General features: G+C 71.2%; 23 protein-coding genes and 1 tRNA gene. 10 read left to right on the top strand and 14 right to left on the bottom strand.

Features of this window, described 5'->3' with window-relative positions:
- Window positions 1–220: 220 nt before the first annotated feature.
- The 6 genes from ACZ5DS_RS27520 to ACZ5DS_RS27495 all read left to right on the top strand — a co-directional run bounded on the left by ACZ5DS_RS27520 (window position 221) and on the right by ACZ5DS_RS27495 (window position 4402).
- Window positions 221–1183, top strand: a complete 963-nt coding sequence (locus ACZ5DS_RS27520; protein ID WP_468243799.1) for an ABC transporter ATP-binding protein — start codon at window positions 221–223, stop codon at window positions 1181–1183.
- Window positions 1173–2081 carry an ABC transporter permease gene (locus ACZ5DS_RS27515; protein ID WP_468243430.1) on the top strand — a complete coding sequence of 303 codons (909 nt, stop codon included), beginning with the start codon at window positions 1173–1175 and terminating at the stop codon, window positions 2079–2081. The genes ACZ5DS_RS27520 and ACZ5DS_RS27515 overlap by 11 nt, the downstream gene beginning before the upstream one ends.
- Window positions 2078–2989: an ABC transporter ATP-binding protein gene (locus tag ACZ5DS_RS27510; RefSeq protein WP_468243428.1), complete on the top strand. Its 912-nt coding sequence runs from the start codon at window positions 2078–2080 to the stop codon at window positions 2987–2989. Before ACZ5DS_RS27515 ends, ACZ5DS_RS27510 begins: the two co-directional genes overlap by 4 nt.
- Before the next feature lie 10 nt (window positions 2990–2999).
- Window positions 3000–3719, top strand: a complete 720-nt coding sequence (locus ACZ5DS_RS27505) for an ABC transporter permease subunit (RefSeq protein WP_468243425.1) — start codon at window positions 3000–3002, stop codon at window positions 3717–3719.
- 77 nt (window positions 3720–3796) lie between these two features.
- A complete protein-coding gene (locus ACZ5DS_RS27500) occupies window positions 3797–4039 on the top strand; it encodes an SGM_3592 family protein (RefSeq protein WP_468243423.1) in 243 nt (80 codons plus the stop codon).
- A gap of 260 nt (window positions 4040–4299) precedes the next feature.
- Window positions 4300–4402 (top strand) — tRNA-OTHER (locus ACZ5DS_RS27495).
- A 51-nt stretch (window positions 4403–4453) separates the two neighbouring features.
- On the opposite strand, the gene ACZ5DS_RS27490 is transcribed toward ACZ5DS_RS27495, so the two are convergent.
- From ACZ5DS_RS27490 to ACZ5DS_RS27445, 10 genes are all read right to left on the bottom strand, one after another.
- Complete coding sequence (locus ACZ5DS_RS27490; protein WP_468243421.1) at window positions 4454–4855, bottom strand: hypothetical protein; 402 nt, start codon at window positions 4853–4855, stop codon at window positions 4454–4456.
- A gap of 55 nt (window positions 4856–4910) precedes the next feature.
- Complete coding sequence (locus ACZ5DS_RS27485) at window positions 4911–5714, bottom strand: HAD family hydrolase (RefSeq protein ID WP_468243419.1); 804 nt, start codon at window positions 5712–5714, stop codon at window positions 4911–4913.
- Window positions 5711–6988, bottom strand: a complete 1278-nt coding sequence (serS, locus tag ACZ5DS_RS27480) for a serine--tRNA ligase (RefSeq protein WP_468243416.1) — start codon at window positions 6986–6988, stop codon at window positions 5711–5713. The genes ACZ5DS_RS27485 and serS overlap by 4 nt, the downstream gene beginning before the upstream one ends.
- A 530-nt stretch (window positions 6989–7518) precedes the next feature.
- A complete protein-coding gene (gene pheA / locus ACZ5DS_RS27475) occupies window positions 7519–8451 on the bottom strand; it encodes a prephenate dehydratase (protein ID WP_468243414.1) in 933 nt (310 codons plus the stop codon).
- A gap of 82 nt (window positions 8452–8533) precedes the next feature.
- A complete protein-coding gene (gene efeB, locus ACZ5DS_RS27470) occupies window positions 8534–9817 on the bottom strand; it encodes an iron uptake transporter deferrochelatase/peroxidase subunit (RefSeq protein ID WP_468243412.1) in 1284 nt (427 codons plus the stop codon).
- An 8-nt stretch (window positions 9818–9825) separates the two neighbouring features.
- Window positions 9826–11790, bottom strand: coding sequence for a copper resistance CopC/CopD family protein (locus ACZ5DS_RS27465; protein WP_468243409.1), 1965 nt, complete (start codon window positions 11788–11790; stop codon window positions 9826–9828).
- A gap of 13 nt (window positions 11791–11803) precedes the next feature.
- Window positions 11804–12271 carry a copper chaperone PCu(A)C gene (locus tag ACZ5DS_RS27460; RefSeq protein WP_468243407.1) on the bottom strand — a complete coding sequence of 156 codons (468 nt, stop codon included), beginning with the start codon at window positions 12269–12271 and terminating at the stop codon, window positions 11804–11806.
- Window positions 12268–12921, bottom strand: coding sequence for an SCO family protein (locus ACZ5DS_RS27455; RefSeq protein ID WP_468243405.1), 654 nt, complete (start codon window positions 12919–12921; stop codon window positions 12268–12270). Before ACZ5DS_RS27455 ends, ACZ5DS_RS27460 begins: the two co-directional genes overlap by 4 nt.
- An 89-nt stretch (window positions 12922–13010) precedes the next feature.
- Window positions 13011–13766, bottom strand: coding sequence for a YcnI family copper-binding membrane protein (locus tag ACZ5DS_RS27450; protein ID WP_468243402.1), 756 nt, complete (start codon window positions 13764–13766; stop codon window positions 13011–13013).
- 173 nt (window positions 13767–13939) lie between these two features.
- On the bottom strand, window positions 13940–14761 hold the full coding sequence (locus tag ACZ5DS_RS27445; RefSeq protein ID WP_468243400.1) for a hypothetical protein: 822 nt from the start codon (window positions 14759–14761) through the stop codon (window positions 13940–13942).
- A gap of 242 nt (window positions 14762–15003) precedes the next feature.
- Between ACZ5DS_RS27445 and ACZ5DS_RS27440 the strand changes: the two genes are divergently transcribed.
- Entirely contained in the window at window positions 15004–15450 is a 447-nt protein-coding gene (locus ACZ5DS_RS27440; protein WP_468243398.1) for an ATP-binding protein, read from the top strand.
- A 38-nt stretch (window positions 15451–15488) separates the two neighbouring features.
- On the top strand, window positions 15489–16067 hold the full coding sequence (locus tag ACZ5DS_RS27435) for a GNAT family N-acetyltransferase (protein ID WP_468243396.1): 579 nt from the start codon (window positions 15489–15491) through the stop codon (window positions 16065–16067).
- 140 nt (window positions 16068–16207) lie between these two features.
- Here the strand turns inward: ACZ5DS_RS27435 and pdxR are convergent, their stop codons facing one another.
- The 3 genes from pdxR to ACZ5DS_RS27420 form a co-directional block, all read right to left on the bottom strand.
- A complete protein-coding gene (gene pdxR / locus ACZ5DS_RS27430) occupies window positions 16208–17572 on the bottom strand; it encodes a MocR-like pyridoxine biosynthesis transcription factor PdxR (RefSeq protein ID WP_468243393.1) in 1365 nt (454 codons plus the stop codon).
- A gap of 93 nt (window positions 17573–17665) precedes the next feature.
- Entirely contained in the window at window positions 17666–19153 is a 1488-nt protein-coding gene (locus ACZ5DS_RS27425) for an aminopeptidase P family protein (protein WP_468243391.1), read from the bottom strand.
- A gap of 160 nt (window positions 19154–19313) precedes the next feature.
- Window positions 19314–20744 (bottom strand): PP2C family protein-serine/threonine phosphatase, encoded by a 1431-nt coding sequence (locus ACZ5DS_RS27420; protein ID WP_468243389.1) that lies wholly within the window; start codon window positions 20742–20744, stop codon window positions 19314–19316.
- A gap of 606 nt (window positions 20745–21350) precedes the next feature.
- Here ACZ5DS_RS27420 and ACZ5DS_RS27415 point away from each other — a divergent pair.
- Window positions 21351–22016 (top strand): bifunctional DNA primase/polymerase, encoded by a 666-nt coding sequence (locus ACZ5DS_RS27415; protein ID WP_468243386.1) that lies wholly within the window; start codon window positions 21351–21353, stop codon window positions 22014–22016.
- Window positions 22017–22156: 140 nt separating this feature from the next.
- On the top strand, window positions 22157–22759 hold the full coding sequence (locus tag ACZ5DS_RS27410) for a hypothetical protein (RefSeq protein WP_468243384.1): 603 nt from the start codon (window positions 22157–22159) through the stop codon (window positions 22757–22759).
- Window positions 22760–23002: 243 nt separating this feature from the next.
- Here ACZ5DS_RS27410 and ACZ5DS_RS27405 read toward each other — a convergent pair whose 3' ends face one another.
- Window positions 23003–23965, bottom strand: coding sequence for a DUF5926 family protein (locus ACZ5DS_RS27405; RefSeq protein WP_468243382.1), 963 nt, complete (start codon window positions 23963–23965; stop codon window positions 23003–23005).
- Window positions 23966–24150: the final 185 nt, after the last annotated feature.

The raw sequence follows: 24150 nt of genomic DNA, 5'->3' as shown, positions 1-24150 counted from the left end.
GCGGTACGCGTCCGTAACTTGACACTGGTGAATGTGACAGTTGTTAGAGGCGGCGTCAATAGGCGGGATCAAGGCCTGTGGACAACGCTCCGTGAGCGACTGTGGATAACTCTCAGGCAGGGGATCCCTTAGGGCCCCGTACTACTCGAGTCTGACGCGAAGACGGCTCTGAGGTCTGACGACCGGCATGGCCCGGATCACTACCGTCGAAGGCGTGACTGTGATCGCGACCGAAAGCCTGAGCAAGCGGTTCCCCCGGGTGACCGCGCTCGACCGGCTGTCCGTGGACATCGGACCCGGTGTGACCGGACTCGTCGGAGCCAACGGCGCCGGCAAGTCCACGCTCATCAAGATCCTGCTGGGTCTGTCCCCCGCCACGGAGGGCCGCGCCGAGGTGCTCGGCCTCGACGTCACCACCAAGGGCGCCGCCATCCGTGAGCGCGTGGGCTACATGCCGGAGCACGACTGCCTGCCGCCCGACGTATCGGCCACCGAGTTCGTCGTCCACATGGCGCGCATGTCCGGCCTGCCGCCCACCGCCGCGCGCGAGCGCACCGCGGACACCCTGCGCCATGTCGGCCTCTACGAGGAGCGCTACCGCCCCATCGGCGGCTACTCCACCGGCATGAAGCAGCGCGTGAAGCTCGCCCAGGCGCTGGTGCACGACCCGCAGCTGGTCTTCCTGGACGAGCCGACCAACGGCCTCGACCCGGTCGGCCGCGACGAGATGCTCGGCCTGATCCGCCGCATCCACACCGACTTCGGCATCTCGGTCCTGGTCACCTCCCACCTGCTGGGCGAGCTGGAGCGCACCTGCGACCACGTCGTCGTCATCGACGGCGGCAAGTTGCTGCGCTCCAGCTCCACCACCGACTTCACCCAGACCACGACCACTCTCGCCATCGAGGTCACCGACAGCGACGAGCACCCGGACGGCACGCGCGCGATGCGCGAGGCGCTCCACGCGCGCGGGGTGATCGTCGAGGCCGGCAGCGGCCTGCCGGGCGCGGGCCACATCCTGCTGCTGACCGCGCAGGGCGAAGAGACGTACGACCTGGTGCGCGACGTCGTCGCCGACCTGGGTCTCGGCCTGGTGCGCATGGAGCAGCGCCAGCACCACATCTCGGAGGTCTTCACGAGCGAGGAAGAGCAGCGGAAGGAGGCGGCCGTCCATGGCAGTTGAGCACCCTGTAGCCGCACCGTCGGGTGACCAGACCCGTATCCACAACATCGGCTACCGCACCTACGACGGCCCCCGCCTCGGCCGCTCCTACGCCACCCGCTCCCTCTACTCGCAGTCCCTGCGCGGCGCCTACGGCCTCGGCCGCTCGGTCAAGTCCAAGGTGCTGCCGATGCTGCTGTTCGTGGTGATGTGCGTGCCCGCGGCCATCATGGTCGCCGTCGCGGTCGCCACGAAGGCCAAGGACCTGCCCGTCGACTACACGCGCTACGCGATCATCATGCAGGCCGTCATCAGCCTGTACGTCGCCTCGCAGGCCCCGCAGTCCGTCTCGCGCGACCTGCGTTTCAAGACCGTGCCGCTGTACTTCTCCCGGCCGATCGAGACCGCCGACTACGTGCGGGCGAAGTACGCGGCGCTGGCCTCCGCGCTGTTCGTCCTCACCGCGGCCCCGCTGCTCGTGCTCTACATCGGCGCGCTGCTGGCCAAGCTCGACTTCGCCGACCAGACCAAGGGATTCGCACAGGGACTGGTATCCGTGGCACTGCTCTCGCTGCTCTTCGCCGGTATCGGCCTGGTCATCGCCTCGGTCACCCCGCGGCGCGGGTTCGGCATCGCTGCCGTCATCGCGGTCATGACGATCTCCTACGGAGCGGTCTCCACCCTCCAGGCCATCGCCGAGACGCAGAACAGCACGAACGCCATCCCCTGGATCGGCCTCTTCTCGCCCGTCACGCTGATCGACGGACTCCAGTCCGCGTTCCTCGGCGCGACCTCGGCGTACCCCGGCGGGATCGGTCCCACGAAGGGGGAGGGTGTGGTCTACGTCCTCGTCGTCCTGGGCCTCATCGCCGCGAGCTACGGCCTCCTGACGCGCCGCTACAAGAAGGTGGGCCTGTGACCACGCTCCAGATCGACCACGTCTCCCGCTGGTTCGGCAACGTGGTCGCCGTCAACGACATCACCATGACCATCGGCCCTGGCGTCACGGGCCTGCTCGGCCCCAACGGCGCCGGGAAGTCCACCCTCATCAACATGATGGGCGGCTTCCTGGCCCCCTCCACCGGCTCGGTCACGCTCGACGGGCAGCCGGTGTGGCGCAACGAGGCCATCTACCAGCACATCGGCATCGTCCCCGAGCGGGAGGCGATGTACGACTTCCTCACCGGCCGGGAGTTCGTCGTCGCCAACGCCGAGCTGCACGGCTTGGGCGCGAAGGCGGCCCAGCGGGCGCTCGCGACGGTCGAGATGGAGTACGCGCAGGACCGCAAGATCTCGACGTACTCCAAGGGCATGCGCCAGCGCGTGAAGATGGCGAGCGCCCTGGTGCACGACCCGTCGCTGCTCCTGCTGGACGAGCCGTTCAACGGCATGGACCCGCGCCAGCGCATGCAGCTCATGGAGCTGCTGCGGCGCATGGGCGACGAGGGCCGCACGGTGCTGTTCTCGTCCCACATCCTCGAAGAGGTCGAACAGCTCGCCTGGCACATCGAGGTCGTCGTCGCCGGGCGGCACGCGGCCAGCGGCGACTTCCGCAAGATCCGCCGCCTGATGACCGACCGCCCGCACCGCTACCTGGTGCGCTCCAGCGACGACCGCGCGCTCGCGGCCGCGCTGATCGCCGACCCGTCGACGTCCGGCATCGAGGTCGACCACGCCGAGGGAGCGCTGCGCATCCAGGCCGTCGACGTCGGCCGCTTCACCGCCCTGCTGCCCAAGGTCGCCCGCGACCACGGCATCCGGCTGCTGACGGTCTCGCCGTCCGACGAGTCCCTCGAGTCCGTCTTCTCGTACCTTGTCGCGGCGTAGGAGGCCGAAGATGTACGACCCCACAGTCGCCCGGCTCACCTACCGGGCCCTGCTCGGCCGCCGCCGGGCCCTCATCCTGGGTGCCCTGCCCCTTCTGCTGATCGCGATCTCCGTCGTCGTCCGCGGCCTCGCGGGCGCCGACGACCAGACGGCCGCCGACCTGCTGGGCGGGCTCGCGCTCGCCACGATGGTGCCGATCATCGGCGTCATCGCGGGTACGGGCGCGATCGGCCCGGAGATCGACGACGGCTCCGTCGTCTATCTGCTGGCCAAGCCGGTGAAGCGCCCGACGATCATCTTCACCAAGTTGATCGTGGCGATCGCCGTGACGATGGTGTTCTCGGCCCTGCCGACGCTCATCGCGGGCTTCATCCTCAACGGCAACGGGCAGCAGATCGCCGTCGCCTACACGGTGGCCGCACTGGTCGCGTCGATCGCCTACGCGGCGATGTTCCTGCTGCTCGGCACGGTGTCCCGGCACGCGGTGGTGTTCGGTCTCGTCTACGCCCTCGTCTGGGAGGCCCTGTTCGGCTCCCTGGTGTCCGGTGCGCGCACTCTGAGCGTCCAGCAGTGGTCGCTCGCCGTCGCCCACAAGGTGGCCGGCGGGGACCTGGTGACCTCGGACGTCGGACTGACCACGGCGACGGTGCTGCTGGTCGTGGTCACCGTGCTGGCCACCTGGTACGCCGGCCAGAAGCTGCGGACGCTGACGCTCGCCGGCGAGGAGTGACAGGTCCCGGTCTTGACGGGGGCTTCACCTCGGTCCGGGCACACTGGGCAAAGCGGATGACGGCTAGGAGGCCGCAGATGGCAGAGGAGACCCCGCAGCACGGTGGCCCCGCGCGGGCCGACGCTGACGTCTGGGACGAGCTGGTCCTGGACGAGGCCTTCGTGCGGTCCGCCGAGACCTCCGAGCCGTCCGCCCGGGCCCGGATGCTCGCCGCCCGCTGGCGCGCCGAGGAACCGGAGCCGCAGCCCTGGCGGTCCGACGAGCCGCCGACGGGCTGGTTCTTCAGCAAGGGGCGCCGGCGCAGATGGCGGCGCCGGTAGTCACGGTCACCGGCTAATTCGGTGGCGCCCAACTCGGCGGTGGGGCACAGTGGTTGTGCCCCATCCGCCGGGAGTATCCCCGGCGTCACGATCTGGGAGAGGAGTTGGGCGATGTCCATGCACGGCAGTACGTCCAGCTCCCGTCAGGGCAGCCTGAGCCGGGCTCCGGAGTGATCGCTACCCCTCCGTAGAGCTCATGGGAGCTGCCCGGGGCGGCCGCTTCGAGCACGCGATGTGTCTCTCGCGTGGGCCGCCCACCCGGAGGATTGGCCGAGTGGTAAGGCACTGGCTTGCGCTGTGTTCAATTAAGAGCGAGTCATGGTCGGGGGCGACCCCGCGCACGTTCGATTCGTGCATCCTCCGCGAAACGTTGTCACTGGTTGGCATTCGGTCGTCGGGGCCGGAGGCGGCTGCTCAGACGCCCCGTTCGTCTGCAATCCTGTCCAATTCCCGCATCGCTTCGGCGTGGGCGCTCATCCGCCTGCTCACCGTGCCCGTCGTGAACAGCGCGACGCCTACGACCGACACCGGGATCGACAGACCGAGCACGGCGAGCGCCTCGGGCCAGTCCCGTTCGTTCGCGCAGTAGTCGCCCTTGTAGATGCCCTCGTTGGCCGTGCCGCGGTCCGTCAGCAGGCGAGCCTCGCACTCCGCGGGGTACTGGTCGCCGGGCTTCCGGTCGACCTCGTACGGAGTGAGCAGCAGTACGGCACACCAGGTCCAGAGCAGGCCTGCGACCGACAGCAGGCCGATGCCCCAGGCGCGTATCCGGGCGGCGCGGTCGCGGAAGTCGAGGTCGTACTCGCGTGATCGCATGGCCGCCGAATGTAGCAGGACATGTAGCAGCACACCCCGGGCCGCCCAGGCGTCCTCAGGCCAGCAACCGCTCCAGCACCGCCGCGATGCCGTCCTCCTCGTTGGAGGTCGTCACCTCGTCCGCGATCACCCGCAGCTCCTCGTGGGCGTTGGCCATGGCCACCCCGCGGGAGGCCCAGGCGAACATCGGGATGTCGTTGGGCATGTCGCCGAAGGCGATCGTGTCGGTGGCCTTCAGGCCCAGGCGGCGGGCCGCTAGGGACAGGCCCGTGGCCTTGGAGAGGCCGAGGGGCAGCAGCTCCACGATGCCTTCGCCCGCCATGGCGACGGTGACGAAGCCGCCGGCCGCCTCGCGGGCCGCCTCGGCCAGCTCGTCGTCGCTCAGCGTCGGATGCTGGATGTAGATCTTGTTCAGCGGGGCGGCCCAGAGGTCGGACGCGTCCGTGAGAGGGATGGCGGGGAGGGCGCCCGTCACCGCGTAGCCCGGCCCGACCAGCACGTCGCCGTCCAGGCCGTCCCGGCTCGCCGCCAGGTGCAGCGGTCCCACCTCGGACTCGATCTTCGCCAGGGCCACGCCCGCCAGCTGCCGGTCCAGGGTCACGGACGTCAGCAGCCGGTGCGCCCCGGCGTCGTACACCTGTGCGCCCTGGCCGCAGACGGCGAGGCCGTCGTAGCCGAGGTCGTCGAGGATGTGCCGGGTCCAGGGGACCGCGCGGCCGGTGACGACGATGTGCGCGGCGCCCGCCGCGGTGGCTGCGGCGAGCGCTTCACGGGTGCGCGGTGAGACCGACTCGTCGGAGCGCAGGAGCGTTCCGTCGAGGTCGGTGGCGATCAGTTTGTACGGGAAGCCGGAGCTCACTTGGCGACCGGCTCCAGGACCTCCCGACCGCCCAGGTACGGACGCAGCACCGGCGGGACCCAGACCGAGCCGTCGGCCTGCTGGTGGTTCTCCAGGATCGCCACGATCGTGCGCGGTACGGCGCACAGGGTGCCGTTGAGCGTGGCCAGCGGCTTGACCTGCTTGCCGTCACGGACGCGGATCGACAGGCGGCGGGACTGGAACTCGGTGCAGTCCGAGGTCGAGGTCAGCTCGCGGTACTTGCCCTGGGTCGGGATCCACGCCTCGCAGTCGTACTTACGCGAGGCCGAGGCGCCGAGGTCGGCGGAGGCGACGTCGATGACCCGGAACGGCAGCTCCAGCGAGGTCAGCCACTCCTTCTCCCACTCCAGCAGGCGCTTGTGCTCCTCCTGCGAGTCCTCGGGAGCGACGTACGAGAACATCTCGACCTTGTCGAACTGGTGCACGCGGAAGATGCCCCGCGTGTCCTTGCCGTGCGAGCCGGCCTCGCGGCGGAAGCACGGGGAGAAGCCCGCGTAGCGCAGCGGCAGCTTGTCGGCGTCGATGATCTCGTCCATGTGGTACGCCGCCAGCGGGACCTCGGAGGTGCCGACCAGGTACAGGTCGTCCTTGTCGAGGTGGTAGACGTCCCCTGCCGCCTGGCCGAGGAAGCCGGTGCCGGCCATGGACTGCGGGCGCACCAGCGCCGGGGTCAGCATCGGCGTGAAGCCGGCCGCGGTGGCCTGGGCGAGCGCCGCGTTCACCAGGGCCAGCTCCAGCAGGGCGCCGACGCCGGTGAGGAAGTAGAAGCGGGAGCCGGAGACCTTGGCGCCGCGCTCGACGTCGATCGCGCCGAGCAGCTGGCCCAGCTCCAGGTGGTCCTTGGGCTCGAAGCCCTCGGCACCGAAGTCGCGGATGGTGCCGTGCGTCTCCAGCGTGACGAAGTCCTCCTCGCCGCCGACGGGCACGTCGGGGTGGACGAGGTTGCCGAGCCGGAGCAGCAGCTCCTGGGTCTCGGCGTCGGCCGCGTCGCGCTCGGCGTCGGCGGCCTTGACGTCGGCCTTCAGCTGCTCGGCGCGCCCCAGCAGCTCGGCCTTCTCGTCGCCGGAGGCCTTGGGGATCAGCTTGCCGAGTTGCTTCTGCTCGGCACGCAGCTCGTCGAAGCGGACGCCGGAGGACCTGCGCCGCTCGTCGGCAGACAGGAGGGAGTCGACGAGCGCGACGTCCTCTCCACGGGCGCGCTGGGACGCGCGCACACGGTCGGGGTCCTCACGGAGCAGGCGAAGGTCAATCACGTGGCCAAGGCTACCGGTGTCGGCTCACAGGTCACGACTCCCTATTGCGACTCGCCCCTTACATGCCGTTATGGGTCAATTGCGAAGAGTGTCGGTACGTGTCAATAAAAGCCGTCTCATTCCCTGGAACGAGGCACTCAGTGGATCTCCGGTTGACCGGATTCCCTTGCGGAGAGCGGCACTTGGTGACCCCGTTGTCCACAGGAATCCACGCGCCGGGAAGAGTTATCCACAGGCTGTGCGGAAAGTCTGTGGACTTCGGAATTGATCACTCCGGAAGTTCTGACCGGAGGGAAGAATTCCCGGTTCAAACTGGGGTGACACCTACTTTCGGGTGGAAAGGCGTCGCTCCAAAAGATGAACCAAAGGAAACGGGTGGACGAAGGGTGACCTGACGGGCGGTGGCCGCATCTGGGACACCCGGGGCGATTTGTCGACCGGGTGGCACTCCCTTGTCGACTTGTCCCCAGGTCGAGAAGCGGACCTGTGGATAACTTCTGTGGATAACGAAGATATGCAGGTACGACTGGCTAGAACCGGCCGTCCTGGCAGCGCGCCACCCAGTCCGCCGCGGTCACGAACTCCTTGTCCGAGGTCCCCGGCAGCGTGGACCGGGCCTCGCCCGGCTGGATGTCCGCGCGCGGATAGGAGCCGAGGAAACGTACCTGTAGACAGATCCGCTTCAGCCCCATCAACGCCTCGGCCACCCGCCGGTCGGAGATGTGGCCCTCGGCGTCGATGCAGAAGCAGTAGTTGCCGATACCGGCGCCGGTGGGCCGGGACTGCAGCAGCATGAGGTTGATGCCCCGGGTGGCGAACTCGCCCAGCAGGTCGCGCAGGGCACCCGGGTGGTCGTCGCGCTGCCACAGCACCACCGAGGTCTTGTCGGCACCGGTCGGTGCGGCGGGCCGGGCCGGGCGGCCGACCAGCACGAACCGGGTCTGCGCGTTCTCCGCGTCGTGGATCCCGGTCTCCAGCGCCTGAAGGCCGTACCGGGCGGCGGCGAACTCGCCCGCGAAGGCGGCGTCGTACTGGCCCTCCTGGACCAGCCGTGCGGCGTCCGCGTTCGAGGCGGCCGACTCCCAGTGGACGTCCGGGAGGTTCTTCCTGAGCCAGTTGCGGACCTGCGGCTGGGCGGCCGGATGCGCGGAGACCGTCTTGATGTCCGCGAGCTTCGTGCCCGGCCGGACCAGCAGCGCGAAGGTGATCGACAGCAGCACCTCGCGGTAGATCATCAGCGGCTCGCCCGCGACCAGCTCGTCCAGGGTGGTGGTGATGCCGCCCTCGACGGAGTTCTCGATCGGCACGAAAGCGGCCTCGGCCTCGCCGGCCCGCACCGCGTCCAGTGCGGACTGCACCGACACGTAGGGGATCAGCTCCCGGGTGGCCGCCTCCGGAAGCGTGCGCAGGGCGACTTCGGTGAAGGTGCCTTCGGGACCGAGATACGCATAGCTCGCTGGCATGTCCCTCACCCTAATGGCCGCGCCGGGACCCGTCGCCCGTGTCTCACGGACGCCACCCGACCGAGTGGTTTAAGACCCGGAATCACCCCTCCAACAGCCGCTGTCCCACGTACTCTCCCTCGGCCGCACCCCCCGGCACGGCGTACAGACCGCTCGCCTCGTGCCGGATGAACTGCGACAGCGCGTCCCCGCGGTCGAGCTTGCGCTGCACAGGTACGAAGCCGCGCAGCGGGTCCGCCTGCCAGCAGACGAACAGCAGCCCGGCGTCCGGCGTTCCGTCCGCGTCGATGCCGTCGTGGTAGGAGAACGGGCGCCGCAGCATGGCCGCGCCGCCGTTCCGGTCGGGCCGGGTGATCCGGGCGTGCGCGTTGACGGGGACGACGTACTCGCCCTTGGCGCTGGTCTTCTCCAGGTCCATCGGGGTCGTCTCGCCGCCCCCGGACAGCGGCGCCCCGTCGGCCTTCCGGCGCCCGATGACCGCCTCCTGGGCCGCGAGCGACAGCTTCTCCCAGTCGTCCAGGAGCATGCGGATCCGGCGTACGACGGCGTAGGAGCCGTTCGCCATCCAGGCCGGCTCCCCCGAGGCGGGCACGAAGATTCGCTGGTCGAAGTCGGCGTCGGCCGGCTTCGGGTTGCGGGTGCCGTCGAGCTGGCCCATGAGGTTGCGGGCCGTCATGGGGTGGGCGGTGGCGCCCGGGGTGCGGTTGAAGCCGTTCATCTGCCAGCGGACCCGGGCCGCGCCGCCGGCGTCCTTCTGGATCGCGCGCAGCGCGTGGAAGGCGACCAGGGCGTCGTTGGCGCCGATCTGCACCCACAGGTCGCCGTCGCTGCGCTTCTTGTCGAGCTGGTCGGAGGAGAAGTCGGGCAGCGGGTCGAGGGCGCCCGGCCGCTGCTTCTCCAGACCGGTCCGGCCGAAGAAGCTGTGGCCGAAGCCGAAGGTGATCGTCAGCGCGGACGGGCCCGCGTCCCGGGCCACGTCGGTGTCGTCATGGGGAGCCGCCTCGCCCGCCATCAGCCGCTCGGCCGTCGCCGACCAGCGGCGCAGCAGGGCCGCCGCCTCCGTGCGGCCCGCGCCCGCCGCCAGGTCGAAGGCGACGAGATGACCGCGGGCCTGCAGTCCCTGGGTGATGCCGGGCTGATGTTTCCCGTGAAACATCGCCCGGTCGGAGCCCACCGAGATCAGCGGAGCGGCCGGGGCGGGCGCGGCCGCGTATCCCACGGCTCCGCCGGCCGCGCCGAGCACGAGCCCGGTGGCTCCGGCGGTGCCGAGCAGGGCACGGCGGGAGATGCCGTGGCCACCGTCGCCGGCGGGCTCCCGCACCGCGGACTCGGGCGTACGGGCCTGGGGAAGGGACTGGTCGGGCATGGTGGGGTTCAGCCGATCTGCGCGTTCTTGGAGACGGTCACCTGGTCGATGTCGGAGGTCCGCACGGTCACGGCGATCTTCCAGTCGCCCGCCATGGGGATCTGCACTCCGGTCGCCGACCAGTGGCCGGTGGCGATGTGGTCGGGGGTCACCGGAAGCGGCCCGATCTTCTTCGCCGTGAGGGTGAAGGCGACCTTCACCTCGGGGATGTCGAAGGCGCGCCCGTTGGGCCGCTGCACGTAGACGTGCATCTCGTTGCCGCCCACGCGCGCGGGGTCGAGGTCGACCCGCACGAGGCCCTTGCCGTCGGTGCCGCCGGTGTCGAAGGGCATGTCCAGGGTCAGCGTGCCGGAGGGACTCGACGACGAGGACGAGGACGAGGAGGACGACGTGGCCGCCTTGGCGTCCAGCTCGGTGCGGCCCGGCTCGGTCTGGGTCAGCCAGGTGGTGACGGCGAGCAGCACGACGGCGACGCCCGCCTCGGCGAACACCGAGCGGCGCAGGCCGAAGCGGTTCGGGTCGGCGTCCCGCAGCCGCTTCTGCCGGGCGGCGTCCGCCGCGGCCCGCTGGCGAGCGAGCTGGGCGGCGCGCTTGCCGTCACCGGAGGCGGCACCCTTGCCGGCGGACTTCGATGCGGAGACGTGCTCCTTCTCGGGCTGCCTCGCCTTCTTGTCGGCGGCGGTGACCGTGTCCGCAAGCCGTCCCGTCCACCGCCGCGAGATCCACGCGATCCCCACGAGCAGCGTCACCAGCCCGATCTTGACCAGCAGCAGCTGCCCGTACCGGGTCTCGGTGAACGCCGACCAGGAGCCGAGCTGCCGCCAGGACTGGTAGGTGCCGGTGGCGACCAGAGCGAGGACGGAGCCGAAGGCGACCCGGGAGAACCGGTGGACGGCGGCGGCCTCGACCGGAGTGTCCGCCGGTGCCCGGTACAGGGCCACGAGCAGGGTGGCGAGGCCGCCCAGCCAGGCGGCGACGGCCAGCAGATGGAGGACGTCGACGGGCATGGCGATGCCCGGCTGCAGCCCGGTGGAGGCGTGCTCCGCCATGGCCCAGCTCGCCGCCAGCCCGGCGGCCACGACCACCCCGCCGATCGCGAGCCCGAAGGTCAGGTCGCGCTTCTCCTTGTCCTCCTCGCCGGAGTCCGTCAGTCGGCGCGTAGCGCCGTCGTTCAGGGAGGTGGTGGGTGAGGGGCGGGCGTAGGCGCCGAAGAGGACGGCGATGAACAGCGCGGCGGCGGCGAGCAGCAGCAGCCGGGAGACCAGCGCGGCGCCGGTCTTGGTCTGCAGCACCTGGCCGAGCAGATCCAGGTCGAAGACGTCGGCGAACTTCCCCGAGGAGGTGTAGGAACCGCGCAGGAGCAGCAGCCACAGGGTGGCCGCGGTGAGCGCGAGCCAGCCGCCGACCACGAGCCGCTGCACGGCCCGTACGCCCGCGCCGCGCTGCCAGCAGCCCAGCACGAACGCGGCGCCGCCCACGAGCACGATGAAGCCGGCGTAGGAGACGTACCGCCCGAACCCGTAGAGCCAGCCGACGACTCCGCCGCCGGCCGCGGTCCCGACGCCGGAGACGACGGTCTGCGAGGGCGCCCCGATGGAGAAGGTGTACGCGCCGGAGACGGGATGGCTGTCCGCCGAGACGACCTGGTAGGCGACCGTGTAGGTGCCCTTGGCCAGGCCGCTCCTGAGCTTCACGGCATACGTCGTCCCGCTCACGTCGGCGGGCGCGCCCACCTCGACGTTCTTGCCCTTGGGGTCGAGGACCTGCAGCGAGTCGTCTCTCATCGCCACCTTCTCGGAGAAGGTGAGCGACACCTGGGTGGGCGCCTTGTCGACCACCACCCCCTGGGCGGGGTCGCTGCCGGTCAGCGCGGCATGCGCAGCGGCCGGTCCGGCGCCCGCGAGCAGCGCGCCGGTGACGGCGAGGAGCAGCAGCACCAGGGTCCGCAGGCGGGGGGTGATGGTCCGGGTCACGGTGGTCCCTCCCTCAGTGGCCGGTCGACGGGTTGTACGTGGCGGACCGCACCGGCATCTCGACGGTGAGGGGCCCGGACTTGGCGAAGGTGAGCTTCAGGGTCACCTGCTGGCCCTGCGCCGGCTTGCGCTTCAGCTTCTCGAACATCAGATGGTTGCCACCGCTTTTGAACACGAGTTGACCATGCGCCGGGACGGCGAAGGAGGTCTTCTCCTCCATGGCCCCGCCGACGGTGCTGTGCATGGTGACCTGGCCGGCGACCTCGCTGGTGACCGAGGTCAGCTCGTCCTTCGTGCCGCCCTTGTTGGTGATCGTCAGGAATCCGGCGGCCATGTCGGCGGAGACCGGCTGGGGCATGTACGAGGCGCTCACGGACAGCTCGGCCTTCGAGGAACCGGAGTCGGAGTCCGAGCCGGAGCCGCAGCTCGTGAGGGCCAGGGCGGCGGCGAGCGCGGCCGCGGCCAGGAGTGCACGCCTCACGGCTTCGCTCCCTTGACGAGCTTGGGCAGGTCCTTGGTGTAGTCGTCGACCGTGGCGTCCTCGCCGTAGACGACGTAACCCGCGTCGGTCTTCGGCGAGAAGGCGAGGACCTGGGTGCTGTGCACCGAGACGAGCTTGCCGTTCTTGTCCTTCTTCGTCGGCTCGATGGAGATGCCGAGGGAGCGGGCGCCGGCCTGGATGGTGGCGAAGTCGCCGGTCAGGCCGGTGAACTGCGGGTCGATGCCCTTGAGCCACTTGCCCAGTTCGGCCGGGGTGTCGCGGCCGGGGTCGGTGGTGACGAACACGACCCTGAGGTCGTTCTGCTCGGCCTTGGGCAGTGCCTTCTTGGCGACGGCGATGTTGCTCATCGTCGCCGGGCAGATGTCGGGGCAGTGCGTGTAGCCGAAGTAGACCAGGGTCGGGTGGCCCTTGGTCTCGGCGCGCAGGTCGTACTTCTTGCCGTGCGTGTCGGTGAGGACCAGGTCGGGCTTCTCGAAGGGCTGGTCGAGGATGGTCGCGGCCTCGCCCGAGTCGGTCTCCTCGGAGACCACGGCGATGGGCGACTTGCCGTCGTCGCCGCTGCCACAGGCGGAGAGGGTCAGGGCGGCGGCGGCGAGCAGCGCGGCCGCGGCGAACGTCTTCTTACGCATAGAAAAATGTCCCAGATGTGAGAACTCCGGCGCGCACCGGGGCCGTACGACGGGGCCGGCCGGCCCCGGTGCGCGTGCGGAACGGTGGGTCAGGCGGTGCGGCGGCGGCCCGCGAGGACGCCGTAGCCGACACCCGCGACGCCGACGACGATGCCGATCACGCCGAGCACGCGGGCGGTGGTGTCGCTGCCGCCCTTCGAGCCGTCGTCGGCGGCGGCCGTCTGCTCGCTCTTGCCGTCGGTCTTGTCATCGGACGTGTCGGAGGCGTCCTCGGCGGTCGAGCCGCCGTGGTGGTCGTCGGTGGCGGCGGACAGCTCCAACACCGGGGCCGGGTTCTCGGGCTCGGCCCGGCCCTCCTGCGGGACCTCGATCCAGCGCACGACCTCCTTGTTCGAGTACGTCTGGATCGCCTTGAACGCCAGCTGGTCGGTGTCCTCGGGCAGGGCGCCCACGGAGAGCGGGAACTTCTGGAAGTAGCCGGGCTTGATGCCGTCGCCGTCGGCGGTCCAGGTGACCTTGGTGACGGCCTCGTCGATCTTCTCGCCGTGCATCGTGAGCGGCTTGTCCAGCTTGGACTTGGTGACGTCGATCTTCCAGCCCTGCATCGGCTGGGGCATCACCGAGGCCAGCGGGTGGTCGGCGGGGAAGTTCACCTCGAGCTTGGTGGTCGAGGCGTCGTCGCGCTCGTTGGGGACCTTGAAGTCGACGACCGCGAAGCCGCCCTTGGCCGCGGAGCCCTCGGGCTGCACGCTCACGTGCGCGAAGGCAGGCGTCGAAAGGGCGGTCAGGGCGAGGACGGCCGTGCCCGCGACGGCGGTGGCGGCGGCGATACGAGAAGCCTTCATGGCAGGGAGCACTCCACTCCGAGTGAGTTCCGTTGTGATCAGGAGTACGCGTGCGCGTGCCGGTACCACTGGTGTGGCCTCGGTCGATGTCCGCACGCGCGCGTGCCGCACGACGGCGGCCCTCCCGTCCGGCTCTCCGTTTCCGGTTCCGCTGGAGTGGTGGTCGCGTCGCGTCAGGCGGCGAGGAGGAACGCGGCGGCGGGCGGGCCGCGCCGGATCACCGTGTGCTGGAGTGCGGTGGTGTGCGGGGCGCGCACCTCGTCCCGGGCGGTACGACGGGCACGCGGGCCGGGTCCGGCCGCGGGCAGCAGCCCGGCGCACAGGGCGTGCGCCAGCGCGAGCGCCGCGCGCAGGGATCGTACGAGCGCCCCCTCCGTGACCCCGTGCGCCGACAGCTCGATCAGCCGCAGCAGGGCCAGGTCGCCGCGGCGCAGCAGCCAGCCGGCGGCGAGGGCCGCGAGCACGTGGCCGAGCAGCATCGGCAGGGAGGGCAGCAGCTGCGCCGAGGAGCCGGTGGCGTCGGTCATGTGGTGCATGGCCGGCGTGGTGGCCGTGGCCCGGCCCGAGGAGTCGATGAGGTGTGCGTCGAGCAGGAGCCGGTAGGCGTGCCCGGGGGTGAGCGCCGAGGGGCTGGACCCGCACAGGAGCCGTGCGGCCCGCTCGACGAGCGCGGCCTGGCTCGGCGACCCGTCCGTCGGGTCCATCGGCATCGCGGCCCCGCCCTGACCCAGCCCGAACAGCGTGTGCAGCACGGTCTGGCCCAGCGCGAGGAGGGCGGCGATGCCCGGCAGCGAGCGTTGCCGTCCGGCGAGCGGGGCCACCAGCAGCAGGGAGCCCAGGAATCCCGCGCCGAGCGTCCACAGGGGCACGCGCGCGCAGGAGGCCAGTGTGTGCCCGGCCGCGGCCAGCACGACGCAGACCGCGGCGAACACCGCGGCCCGCAGCATCCGGAGCCCGGCTCCGGGGCGCGCCGTGCGCGGGTGGGGGGCAGACATGGCGGCCTCATCATCGCACTGGCCTCACCCGGGCCCCACGCCAGGTCGTGGGATTCCGTCACGGCGGGAGGACCGCCGTGATGAGTGGAAGATCATCGTCCGCCCGAAGTCATGCCCTCATACACCGATTCCTCCCGGGGCGCATCGACCGTATGGGCGGAGTCACGTCAACGGTGTGCTTACGGGCGGGTACGGGCGGCAATACGTATCGGTATGTCGAGCCGCGGCCAGGAGGCTGGAGCATGAGCATCTGGTGGTCACTCCATTTGCGGCGCGAGGCCGCCAGCGTGCCGCTCGCCCGGCGCCTGCTGATCGGCACGATGGAGACCGCGGGCGTCGACCCGGACGTCTCCTACGACCTGTCGGTCGCCCTCACCGAGGCCTGCGCGAACGCGGTCGAGCACGGCGGGGACACGACCCGCGGCGGCAGGTCGGAGGCCTACCGGGTGACCGCCTACCTCGACGGCGAGACGTGCCGGATCGAGGTGGCCGATTCCGGACCAGGGTTCACCCGTACCCAGGACATCCGGCCCGCCCGCATCGACGACGAGAACGGCCGCGGGCTGTGTCTGATCCGGGAACTCGCCGATCACGTGCACATCGGCGCGAAGCCGGGCCGGGGCGGGACGGTGGTGAGCTTCGACAAGATCCTCAAGTGGAAGAAAGATCCTTCCCTGCTTACGGCATGACGAGCTCTTCCTCGAGCCGGCGCGGCTAGGGTGCGCGCATGCAGACCATGCACAGGGAATTGGAGAACGAGGAAATAGCGGGTGGCGTGCTTCTGCGCCCCCTCTCCGCGGCCGACGCCCCCCAACTCGCCTCCGCCTATACGGAGAACCGCAAACACCTCGCACCGTGGGAGCCGGTCAGACCGGAATCCTTCTTCACCGCCCAGGGGCAGGCGGAGCGCATCGACGGGCTGCTGCGGCAGTTCGCCGAAGGCGCCGTGGTGCCGTGGGTGTTCGAGGCTCCGAACGGCCGGATCGTCGGCGCGATCACCCTGTCCGGAATTTCCCGCGGCCCCTTCTGCAGCTCCCACCTCGGGTACTGGGTGGCCGCCGACCAGCAGAACAAGGGGCTGGCCAGCGCCGCCGTGGAGCAGGTCTGCCGTATCGCCCGGGACACGGTCGGACTGCACCGGATCGAGGCGTCCACGCTGACCGACAACACCGGTTCGCAGCGGGTGCTGGCGAAATGCGGATTCGAGGCGATCGGCCTCGCCCCCCATTACCTGCACATCAACGGCAAATGGCGGGACTGCCGACTCTTCCAGCGTGTGCTGCACGACCACGCCCCGGTTCTGTGAGGGTGTGTTTTCGGCGCCTGGCTTCCTCGGCCATGACGGGAAACCACAGAAACACCTCGATCACCCGGCGCCGAGGCCCTGGCCGCGCTCGGCGCCGACCTGCACACGCGCGCGTGGAGCCCCCGCATACATGACCCACTTCAGGCGTCGAGAACCTTCGCCAGCACCTCCAACGCCTCCGGATACGCCCGCTCCCGCGGTGTGCCGTAACCGACGACCAGCCCCTGCGGCCGTCCCCCGCCGGGCGTCTGCCAATGGCTGCCCAGATGGCCGACGGCGAGCCCCTCCGCCTCGGCGCGGGCCAGCACCTCGGCCTCGTCGGGCACGTCGATCAGCGCGTGCAGCCCGGCCGCGATGCCGCGCACGCTCCGCCGCGCCCCCAGCCGGTCCAGCAGCTGGTCCCGGCGGCGCCGGTAGCGCAGCCGGCACGCGCGCACGTGGCGGTCGTAGGCGTGGCTGTCGATGAGTTCGGCGAGCGCCAGCTGGCCGATGGTCTCGGTGTGGTGGTCGCTGTGCAGCTTGGCGTCGGCGACCGCGTCGACCAGCTGCGGCGGCAGCACCATCCAGCCGAGCCGCAGCGCGGGGCCGAGGGTCTTGGAGGCGGTGCCCAGGTAGACGACCTGGCCCGGGGCCATGCCCTGCAGCGCGCCCACCGGCTGGCGGTCGTAGCGGAACTCGCCGTCGTAGTCGTCCTCGACGATGAGCCCGCCACGCGCGCGTGCCCAGTCGGTGAGCGCGCGGCGCCGCTCGGGGTGCAGGGTCACACCGGTCGGGTACTGGTGGGCCGGGGTGACCACCACGGCGGCCGCCTCGCCCAGCTCGGCGGGCCGGAGCCCGCGCTCGTCCACGCGCACCGGCAGTACGGTCCCGCCGTTGCGCCGCACCACCTCCCGGTGGAAGGGCAGCCCCGGGTCCTCCATCGCGACCGAGGCGCCGTCCAGCACGCGGGTGAGGAGCGCGAGCCCCTGGACGTACCCGGAGGTGATCACGATCCGCTCTGGCGGCGCGAGCACCCCGCGCGCCCGCCCCAGGTAGCCGGACAGTGCGGTGCGCAGTTCGATCCGGCCGCGCGGGTCGCCGTAGTCGTACGCCAGGGAGGGCGCCGTCGCGATGGCGCGGCGCAGCGCCCGCAGCCAGGCCGCGGCCGGGAACGCGCCCACGTCGGGACTGCCCGGCCGCAGGTCGAAACGCGGCGCACGCGCGTGTGCCGCCGTTCCCGGCTCCTCCTCCCGTACGGCGGGCAGTTCGGCGACCCGGGTGCCGGACCCCTGCCGGGCCGTCAGGTAGCCCTCGGCGACGAGCTGGTCGTACGCCGACTTCGCGGTGCCGCGCGAGATGCCGAGTTCCGCCGCGAGCCGCCGGGTGGCCGGCAGCCGGGTGCCGGGTGTGAGCCGCCCGTCGCGTACGGCGTCCCTGAGCGCCCGCTCCAGACCGACACGGCGGCCGTCCGCCGCGTCGGGTTCGAGATGCAGGTCCACCCCCACACCGGACCAGAAGTCGTCCACGGAAACCTTCCCCCTAGGCACGTGAAGCCTGCATTCGCGTACGGACACGCCGATGGCCGGGCACCGTTCGGGTGCCCGGCCATCACTGTCTTATCAGCCCTTCAGGGACGCCATCCAGGCCTCGACCTCGTCGGAGCGGCGCGGCAGACTCGCCGAGAGGTTCTCGTTGCCGTCCTCGGTGACGAGGATGTCGTCCTCGATGCGGACGCCGATGCCCCGGTACTCCTCGGGGACCGTCACGTCGTCGGCCTGGAAGTACAGGCCCGGCTCGACGGTGAGCACCATGCCCGGCTCCAGCGTGCCGTCGACGTACGTCTCGGTGCGCGCGGCCGCGCAGTCGTGGACGTCCATGCCGAGCATGTGGCCGGTGCCGTGCAGGGTCCAGCGGCGCTGCAGGCCCAGCTCCAGGACGCGCTCGACCGGGCCTTCGACCAGGCCCCACTCGACGAGCTTCTCGGTCAGCACGCGCTGGGCGGCGTCGTGGAAGTCGCGGTACTTGGCGCCCGGCTTCACGGCCGCGATGCCGGCCTCCTGGGCCTCGTACACGGCGTCGTAGATCTTCTTCTGGATCTCGCTGTACGTGCCGTTGATCGGCAGCGTGCGCGTGACGTCGGCGGTGTACAGGGTGTGCGTCTCGACGCCCGCGTCCAGCAGGAGCAGGTCGCCGGAGCGGACCGGGCCGTCGTTGCGCACCCAGTGCAGCGTGCAGGCATGCGGGCCGGCCGCGCAGATGGAGCCGTAGCCGACGTCGTTGCCCTCCACGCGCGCGCGGAGGAAGAACGTGCCCTCGATGTAGCGCTCGCTGGTCGCCTCGGCCTTGTCGAGGACCTTGACGACGTCCTCGAAGCCGCGCGCCGTCGAGTCGCAGGCCTTCTGCAGCTCGCCGATCTCGAACGCGTCCTTGACCAGCCGCATCTCGGAGAGGAAGACCCGCAGCTCCTCGTCGCGCTCGCCGGTGACCTTGTCGGTCAGGGCGGCCTCGATGCCGGCGTCGTAGCCGCGCACGACGCGCACCGGGCCGGTGGCCTCGCGCAGTTTGTCGGCCAGCTCGCGCACGTCGGCGGCCGGGATGCCGTACAGCGCCTCGGACTCGGTCAGGGAGTGGCGGCGGCCCACCCACAGCTCGCCGTGGCCGGAGAGCCAGAACTCGCCGTTCTCGCGGTCGGAGCGGGGCAGGAGGTAGATCGTCTCCTTGTGGCCCTCGGCGACGGGCTCCAGGACCAGGACGCCGTCCTCGGTCTGGTTGCCGGTGAGGTAGGCGTACTCGACCGAGGCGCGGAAGGGGTACTCGGTGTCGTTCGAGCGGGTCTTCAGGTTGCCCGCGGGGACGACGAGGCGCTCGCCCGGGAAGCGCGCGGAGAGCGCGGCGCGGCGGCGGGCGGTCTCGGCGGCCTGCGGGATCGGCTCCAGGTCACGCAGCTCGGTGTCGGCCCATCCGGACTTCATGTTCTCGGCAAGCTCGTCGGAGACGCCCGGGTACAGGCCGTTCTTCCGCTGCTTGATGGGCTCCTCGGACTCGGCTTCCGGGCCCGCCGCGGTAGCGGCGGCTTCGGACAGAGCCGGGTTGAGCTCGTCGGACACGTGATCCTCCTCCGTACGGCATGTGATCTCCCCCGGGGCCCGCGACGCTCACGCTTGTGGCCGAGCGGGGGGACCTCCATCATCGTACGGTCGTGCGGGAAGCGAACCAGGGCTGGAAGACCTGATATGACCGCCCATGCCAGGCGGTGTGAAAGCGCTCTCAGTCGAAGTGGACCGCGAGCAGGACCACGTCCTCCCGGCTGTCCGCCGTGTCCAGGCCGTCCGGCAGGACGGTGCGCAGTACGTGGTCGGCGATGGCCCCGGGGTCGCGGCGCAGGGTGCGCGGGATGCTCCCGGCGGCCGTGTGCAGCCGGGCGAAGGCGCGGTCCATGGGGTCGCCGGTACGGTGCAGCAGCCCGTCGGTGTAGAGCAGGACGGTCTCCCCGGCCTCCGCCTGGATCTCCACGCTCGGCGCCTCCCAGCAGGCGAGCATGCCGAGCGGCGCGGAGACGGAGGTCTCGGCGAACTCGGTGCGCCGCTCGCCGATCAGCAGGGGCGGGCTGTGCCCGGCGCCGGCCAGGGTGATCTTGCGCAGGGCCGGTTCGCAGTAGGCGAACAGGGCGGTGGCCGAGCGGGCGGGCTCGGTCAGGCGCAGCAGCAGCTCCAGGTCGGACAGGACGGCGACCGGGTCCTCGCCCTCCATCACGGCGTAGGCCCTCAGGGAGGCGCGCAGCCGGCCCATGGCGGCCACCGCGCTGGGCCCGGAGCCGGTGACCGAGCCGACGGAGAGGCCGAGGGCGGCGTCGGGCAGCGGCAGCGCGTCGTACCAGTCGCCGCCGCCGCGCGGGCCGGTGCGGTGCCGGGCGGCGAGCTGGACGCCGGCCACCCGCGGCAGCCGGGAGGGGAGCAGTTCCTCGGTGATCGTCGCCACGCACGCGCGCGTGCGCTCGACTTCCACCAGCCGTGCGAGGTGTTCGGCGGCGTGGCGGACGTACAGGCCGACGAGGTGGCGGCGGTGCTTGTCCGGTTCGGCCGGCTCGTCGTACAGCCACACGGCGGCGCCGAGGCGGCCTGCGGACTCGGTGGTCAGGGGGAGGGCGTAGCTGGCGGCGTAGCCGAGGCGGGCGGCCACCTCGCGGTGGCGGGGGTCGAGGCCGTCCTCGGCGAGCAGGTCGGCGTGCACGATCTCGGCGCCGGCGCCGCTGCCTTTGTCGAGGAGGGTGCCGTAGGGCAGGGAGCCGCGCGGCACGGTCTCCATGTGGCCGAGGTCGGCGCGGCCGAGGCCGAGGCCGATGGTGGTACGGGGGCCGAGTCCGTCGCCCGGTTCCAGGACGACCAGGCCGCGGCGGGCGCCGACGAGGGCGGATCCGGCGCGCAGCAGCTCGTCGAGAGCAGGCTCGAGTGCGTCCGTGCGGGACAGGCGCTCGGTGAGTTCGTGGAGGGTCGTGAGGTCCGAGACCCAGCCGGCCAGCCGGTCCTGGAGCAGGGTGCCGGGGGCGGGGCCGGTGGGGGCAGGGGGGTTCGTGACGGGGCGTGCGGGGTCCGGGGAGGGGACGGCGCCCGGGGCGGGGGATGTGGGCGCGACAGTGTGTGCGGGCGTGGGGACCGTTGGATCGATTCCAGCCACTTTCGGAGGGTGCGGGGCGTTCATGGCGTCCGGCTCTCAGACCGGTGCGTATTGCTCAGAAGCATCGCAAACCCCCATGTCATTCTGCGCCGCTAGCAGTGTCTCCACATGTACACGCACTCGTGAGGGGATGTCCAGCATTGTCCTGCAGGGATTCCTGGTGTCCATGGGTCTGATGTGGGTTTCTTCCGAAACCCTTGCCTTACCGCCAAGTTGGCTTAAAACTGCCTCAGGTATCGGTTCATTGCGGTCGACTGGGCTTGCTCCACGGAGCGTCACAGCGGTCGTGATGGGTACGTACTCGGAGAAGGCCAGGGGTGGTTGGGGGCCACCCGGAACCTGGCGACGGACCCGGGCGTCATAGCCACCGACGGCCGAGCCCCATCCTCCCGTGGCGGAGGCGGAGAGAAATACGCGCGACGGCAAAACGCCAGACTTCGCCACCCCCATGCCGCACCCGTGCTTTTGATGGACGCACTATGGACGCGGCCAACGCTCGACCCCTTGGGGTTCCCCTTGTCGTACGCAGGGGTGTGATGCGCCAACAGGTACGCACAGTGAAGTGATCGACACATGGTGTGATGTGGTCCACGGTGTTGCCAGCGGTGCAACGGAAAGGAACGAGCGCTCATGCGCGAGATCCTCGGAAGGCGACGCAGGCTCCTGTCCAGGCGGAAAGGCGGGAGGCCTGAGCTGATCAGCGCGGCCCTGACCTTCGCGACGGAATGGCAGTGGCCCGTACTCCCGGGCGTGGCCCCGGACCCGCAGGGCCGGGCCCGCTGCGCCTGCCCCGACCCGGAGTGCACGGTGCCCGGTGCGCACCCCTTCGACCCCGGTCTGCTCGCCGCCACCACCGACGCGCGCATGGTGCGCTGGTGGTGGACCAACCGGCCGGCCGCGCCGATCATCCTCGCCACCGGAGGCAACGCGCCCTGCGCGGTCAGCCTGCCGGCGCTCGCGGCGTCCCGCGCCCTCGATCTGCTCGACCGGCGGGGCATGCGCCTCGGTCCGGTGATCGCCGCGCCGACCCGCTGGGCGGTGCTCGTCAAGCCGTACTCCATGGAGCAGCTCGGCGAGCTGCTCTACGCCAAGGACTTCGTACCCGGTTCGCTGCGCTTCCACGGCCAGGGCGGCTACCTCGCCCTGCCGCCCTCCGAGACCGGCCAGGGCGCCATCCGCTGGGAGCGCGCCCCGCTGCCCGGCTCGGCCTCGCCCTGGGTGCCCGACGTGGAGGCCGTGGTGGACGCCGTCGTCGACGCCCTCACTCGTACGGGTGTGAGCGCACCCGAGTTGTAGGGGTGTCGGGCGCGGGCGGGGCCCGATTCCCGCCCGCGGTCGTTATCTTCCGCTACATGCTGCGCATTTGTGGGGGTTTCGGCATTCGGTCGCCACACGGCGACGGGCCGGACCCCCGAAGGGTTCGTCTGTATGCCCTCATGGGCGTCGTGGTGGCCGCGGTCGTGCTGCCGCTGGCCGTGGCGTCCGCGGGGCAGGTGGGCGACTCCGCGGGACCTCCGGGAGCGGACGACCGGCACGCTGGACACGCACCGTCGCCCAAGCCGTCCAAGTCGACCAAAACGTCCAAGCCGTCTCGGTCATCGTCCTCGTCCACGTCGTCCTCCTCGGACGGCGACGCGGAGATGCCCTCCGTCGCTCCCACGCGCTCCCCGCTGCTGCTCGGCCTGGGCCTGGCCACCGCCGCGCGCTGCGGACCCGAACTCACCTCCCCCGAGGGCGTCGAGGCGCAGACCTGTGTGCTCACGCAGGGCGAGGACACCTGGGCACGCACCTACTACCGCAACGCCACCGGCAAGACCGTGGACCCCGTGCTGAGCCTGATGGGGCCGGGCGGCCGGACCGTGCAGATGCACTGCGCCACGGACACCGGCGACGAACCCGCCACCTGTGAGACACCCCGTGAGCGCACGCAGGGTTCGCTGGACGCCTACTCGGCCGTCGCCGAGTTCGCCGAACGCGGGGCGCAGGGGCGGATGCTGCTGCGCTCGGGCAGCAACTCCGAGGGCTCGAACGGGAGTTGACGCGCGGCGCGGTGCTGTACACCGGACGCGGACATGGAAAGACCCGGTTGCTGGCGACGGGGGATGCACCAGCAACCGGGCTACTGGAACGGTAACAAGAGATCGGCGGTTAGCAAATTCGATCTCGGCTATTCGGACACCGAATTCTCTGTCGCGGCGGGGAGTTGTGACAGGAGTCACCTGATTCGGGTGGCGTCTCACGGCTGACCGACCAGTCAGCCGTGAGCCCTTGCTCCGGGTGCCTCAGCTGAGGGTGACCTGCCGGTTGGTCAGGCCGCCGCGCGCCCGGCGCTCGTCGGCCGTGAGCGGCTCGGTGGCGGCGAGGGCGGTGGCGAGCCGCTCGGCGAACTCGGCGGCCGGCTTCTCCACATCCTCGGCCGTGACGCCGCTCGGCAGGTCCCAGACCGGCACCGTGAGGCCGTGAGCACGGAAGGAGCCCACCAGCCGGGTGCCCTCGCCGAGGCTGGAGCGGCCCGCCGCGTGCAGCCGGGCCAGAGCGTCCAGAAGCTGCTCCTCCGGATGCGGCATGACCCAGCGCAGGTGGTTCTTCTCCGGGGTCTCGCACCAGTACGCGGCATCCACGCCGGACAGCTTCACGGTCGGGATGGCGGCGGCGTTGGCCCGCTCCAGGGAGGCGGCCACGTCCGGGGTGGCGTTCTCCGCGTCCGGCACCCAGAACTCGAAGCCGCTGTGCACAACTGGCTCGAACGCGCCTTCCGGGTCGAGCAGGTCCTGCAGCCGCGGACCGTCGACGGGGGCGCGGCGGCCTTCCACCGGCGTGCCGGGCGCGGCCTCCAGCGCGCGCTGGAGGGTGTCGGCGAGGTCGCGGCTGATGTCGCCGGAGGGCGTGTCGTTCTGCAGGCCGAGCAGGACCGAGCCGTCGTCGCGGCGCATCGCGGGCCAGGCCATCGGCAGCACCGTGGCCAGCGTGACCGACGGGACGCCCTCGGGCAGGCCGGCCCTCAGAGTCAGCTCCACCGTGGCGGCCGGCACCAGTTCGCGCAGTGCCACCCAGTCGCACTCGCCCGGCAGCCCCTCGAACGGGCGGTGCACCAGCTCGGTCGCCGCGTGCGCGGCGGCCCGGCCGTGACACGCCTTGTAGCGCCGGCCGCTGCCGCAGGGGCAGGGCTCGCGGGCACCGACGACCGGGATCTCCCCGTCTGTGATCTGCGGCTTGGCCTTCGTCTGGGGTCGCTTCTTGGCCATCGTGGGGTCTCCCGGTTACGGCTCGTCTGGTACGGGCGCGAGCCTAGCCGTTCACGCCACGGCCGACGGGAACCTGTGGACAACGGACACACGGGCGACGCCGACAGGGTGACCCTGTGGACGACTTCCGGGCCCCTGCGTGGCTCAGGCGGGCCACGTCTTCGCGCACCCGCCGGGCTCAGTCC

The sequence above is a fragment of the Streptomyces sp. NPDC031100 genome (genome assembly GCF_055570785.1).
This window is presented reverse-complemented; position numbering and strand designations above follow the sequence as displayed.

What these genes read in the sequence shown, in the direction of transcription:
- ACZ5DS_RS27515 (WP_468243430.1), top strand. Translation starts at nt 1,173, where the DNA reads ATGGCAGTTGAGCACCCTGTAGCCGCACCGTCGGGTGACCAGACCCGT.
- ACZ5DS_RS27505 (WP_468243425.1), top strand. Translation starts at nt 3,000, where the DNA reads ATGTACGACCCCACAGTCGCCCGGCTCACCTACCGGGCCCTGCTCGGC.
- ACZ5DS_RS27500 (WP_468243423.1), top strand. Translation starts at nt 3,797, where the DNA reads ATGGCAGAGGAGACCCCGCAGCACGGTGGCCCCGCGCGGGCCGACGCT.
- ACZ5DS_RS27490 (WP_468243421.1), bottom strand. Translation starts at nt 4,855, where the DNA reads ATGCGATCACGCGAGTACGACCTCGACTTCCGCGACCGCGCCGCCCGG.
- pheA (WP_468243414.1), bottom strand. Translation starts at nt 8,451, where the DNA reads ATGCCAGCGAGCTATGCGTATCTCGGTCCCGAAGGCACCTTCACCGAA.
- efeB (WP_468243412.1), bottom strand. Translation starts at nt 9,817, where the DNA reads ATGCCCGACCAGTCCCTTCCCCAGGCCCGTACGCCCGAGTCCGCGGTG.
- ACZ5DS_RS27455 (WP_468243405.1), bottom strand. Translation starts at nt 12,921, where the DNA reads ATGCGTAAGAAGACGTTCGCCGCGGCCGCGCTGCTCGCCGCCGCCGCC.
- ACZ5DS_RS27450 (WP_468243402.1), bottom strand. Translation starts at nt 13,766, where the DNA reads ATGAAGGCTTCTCGTATCGCCGCCGCCACCGCCGTCGCGGGCACGGCC.
- ACZ5DS_RS27445 (WP_468243400.1), bottom strand. Translation starts at nt 14,761, where the DNA reads ATGTCTGCCCCCCACCCGCGCACGGCGCGCCCCGGAGCCGGGCTCCGG.
- ACZ5DS_RS27440 (WP_468243398.1), top strand. Translation starts at nt 15,004, where the DNA reads ATGAGCATCTGGTGGTCACTCCATTTGCGGCGCGAGGCCGCCAGCGTG.
- ACZ5DS_RS27435 (WP_468243396.1), top strand. Translation starts at nt 15,489, where the DNA reads ATGCAGACCATGCACAGGGAATTGGAGAACGAGGAAATAGCGGGTGGC.
- ACZ5DS_RS27420 (WP_468243389.1), bottom strand. Translation starts at nt 20,744, where the DNA reads ATGAACGCCCCGCACCCTCCGAAAGTGGCTGGAATCGATCCAACGGTC.
- ACZ5DS_RS27415 (WP_468243386.1), top strand. Translation starts at nt 21,351, where the DNA reads ATGCGCGAGATCCTCGGAAGGCGACGCAGGCTCCTGTCCAGGCGGAAA.
- ACZ5DS_RS27410 (WP_468243384.1), top strand. Translation starts at nt 22,157, where the DNA reads ATGGGCGTCGTGGTGGCCGCGGTCGTGCTGCCGCTGGCCGTGGCGTCC.
- ACZ5DS_RS27405 (WP_468243382.1), bottom strand. Translation starts at nt 23,965, where the DNA reads ATGGCCAAGAAGCGACCCCAGACGAAGGCCAAGCCGCAGATCACAGAC.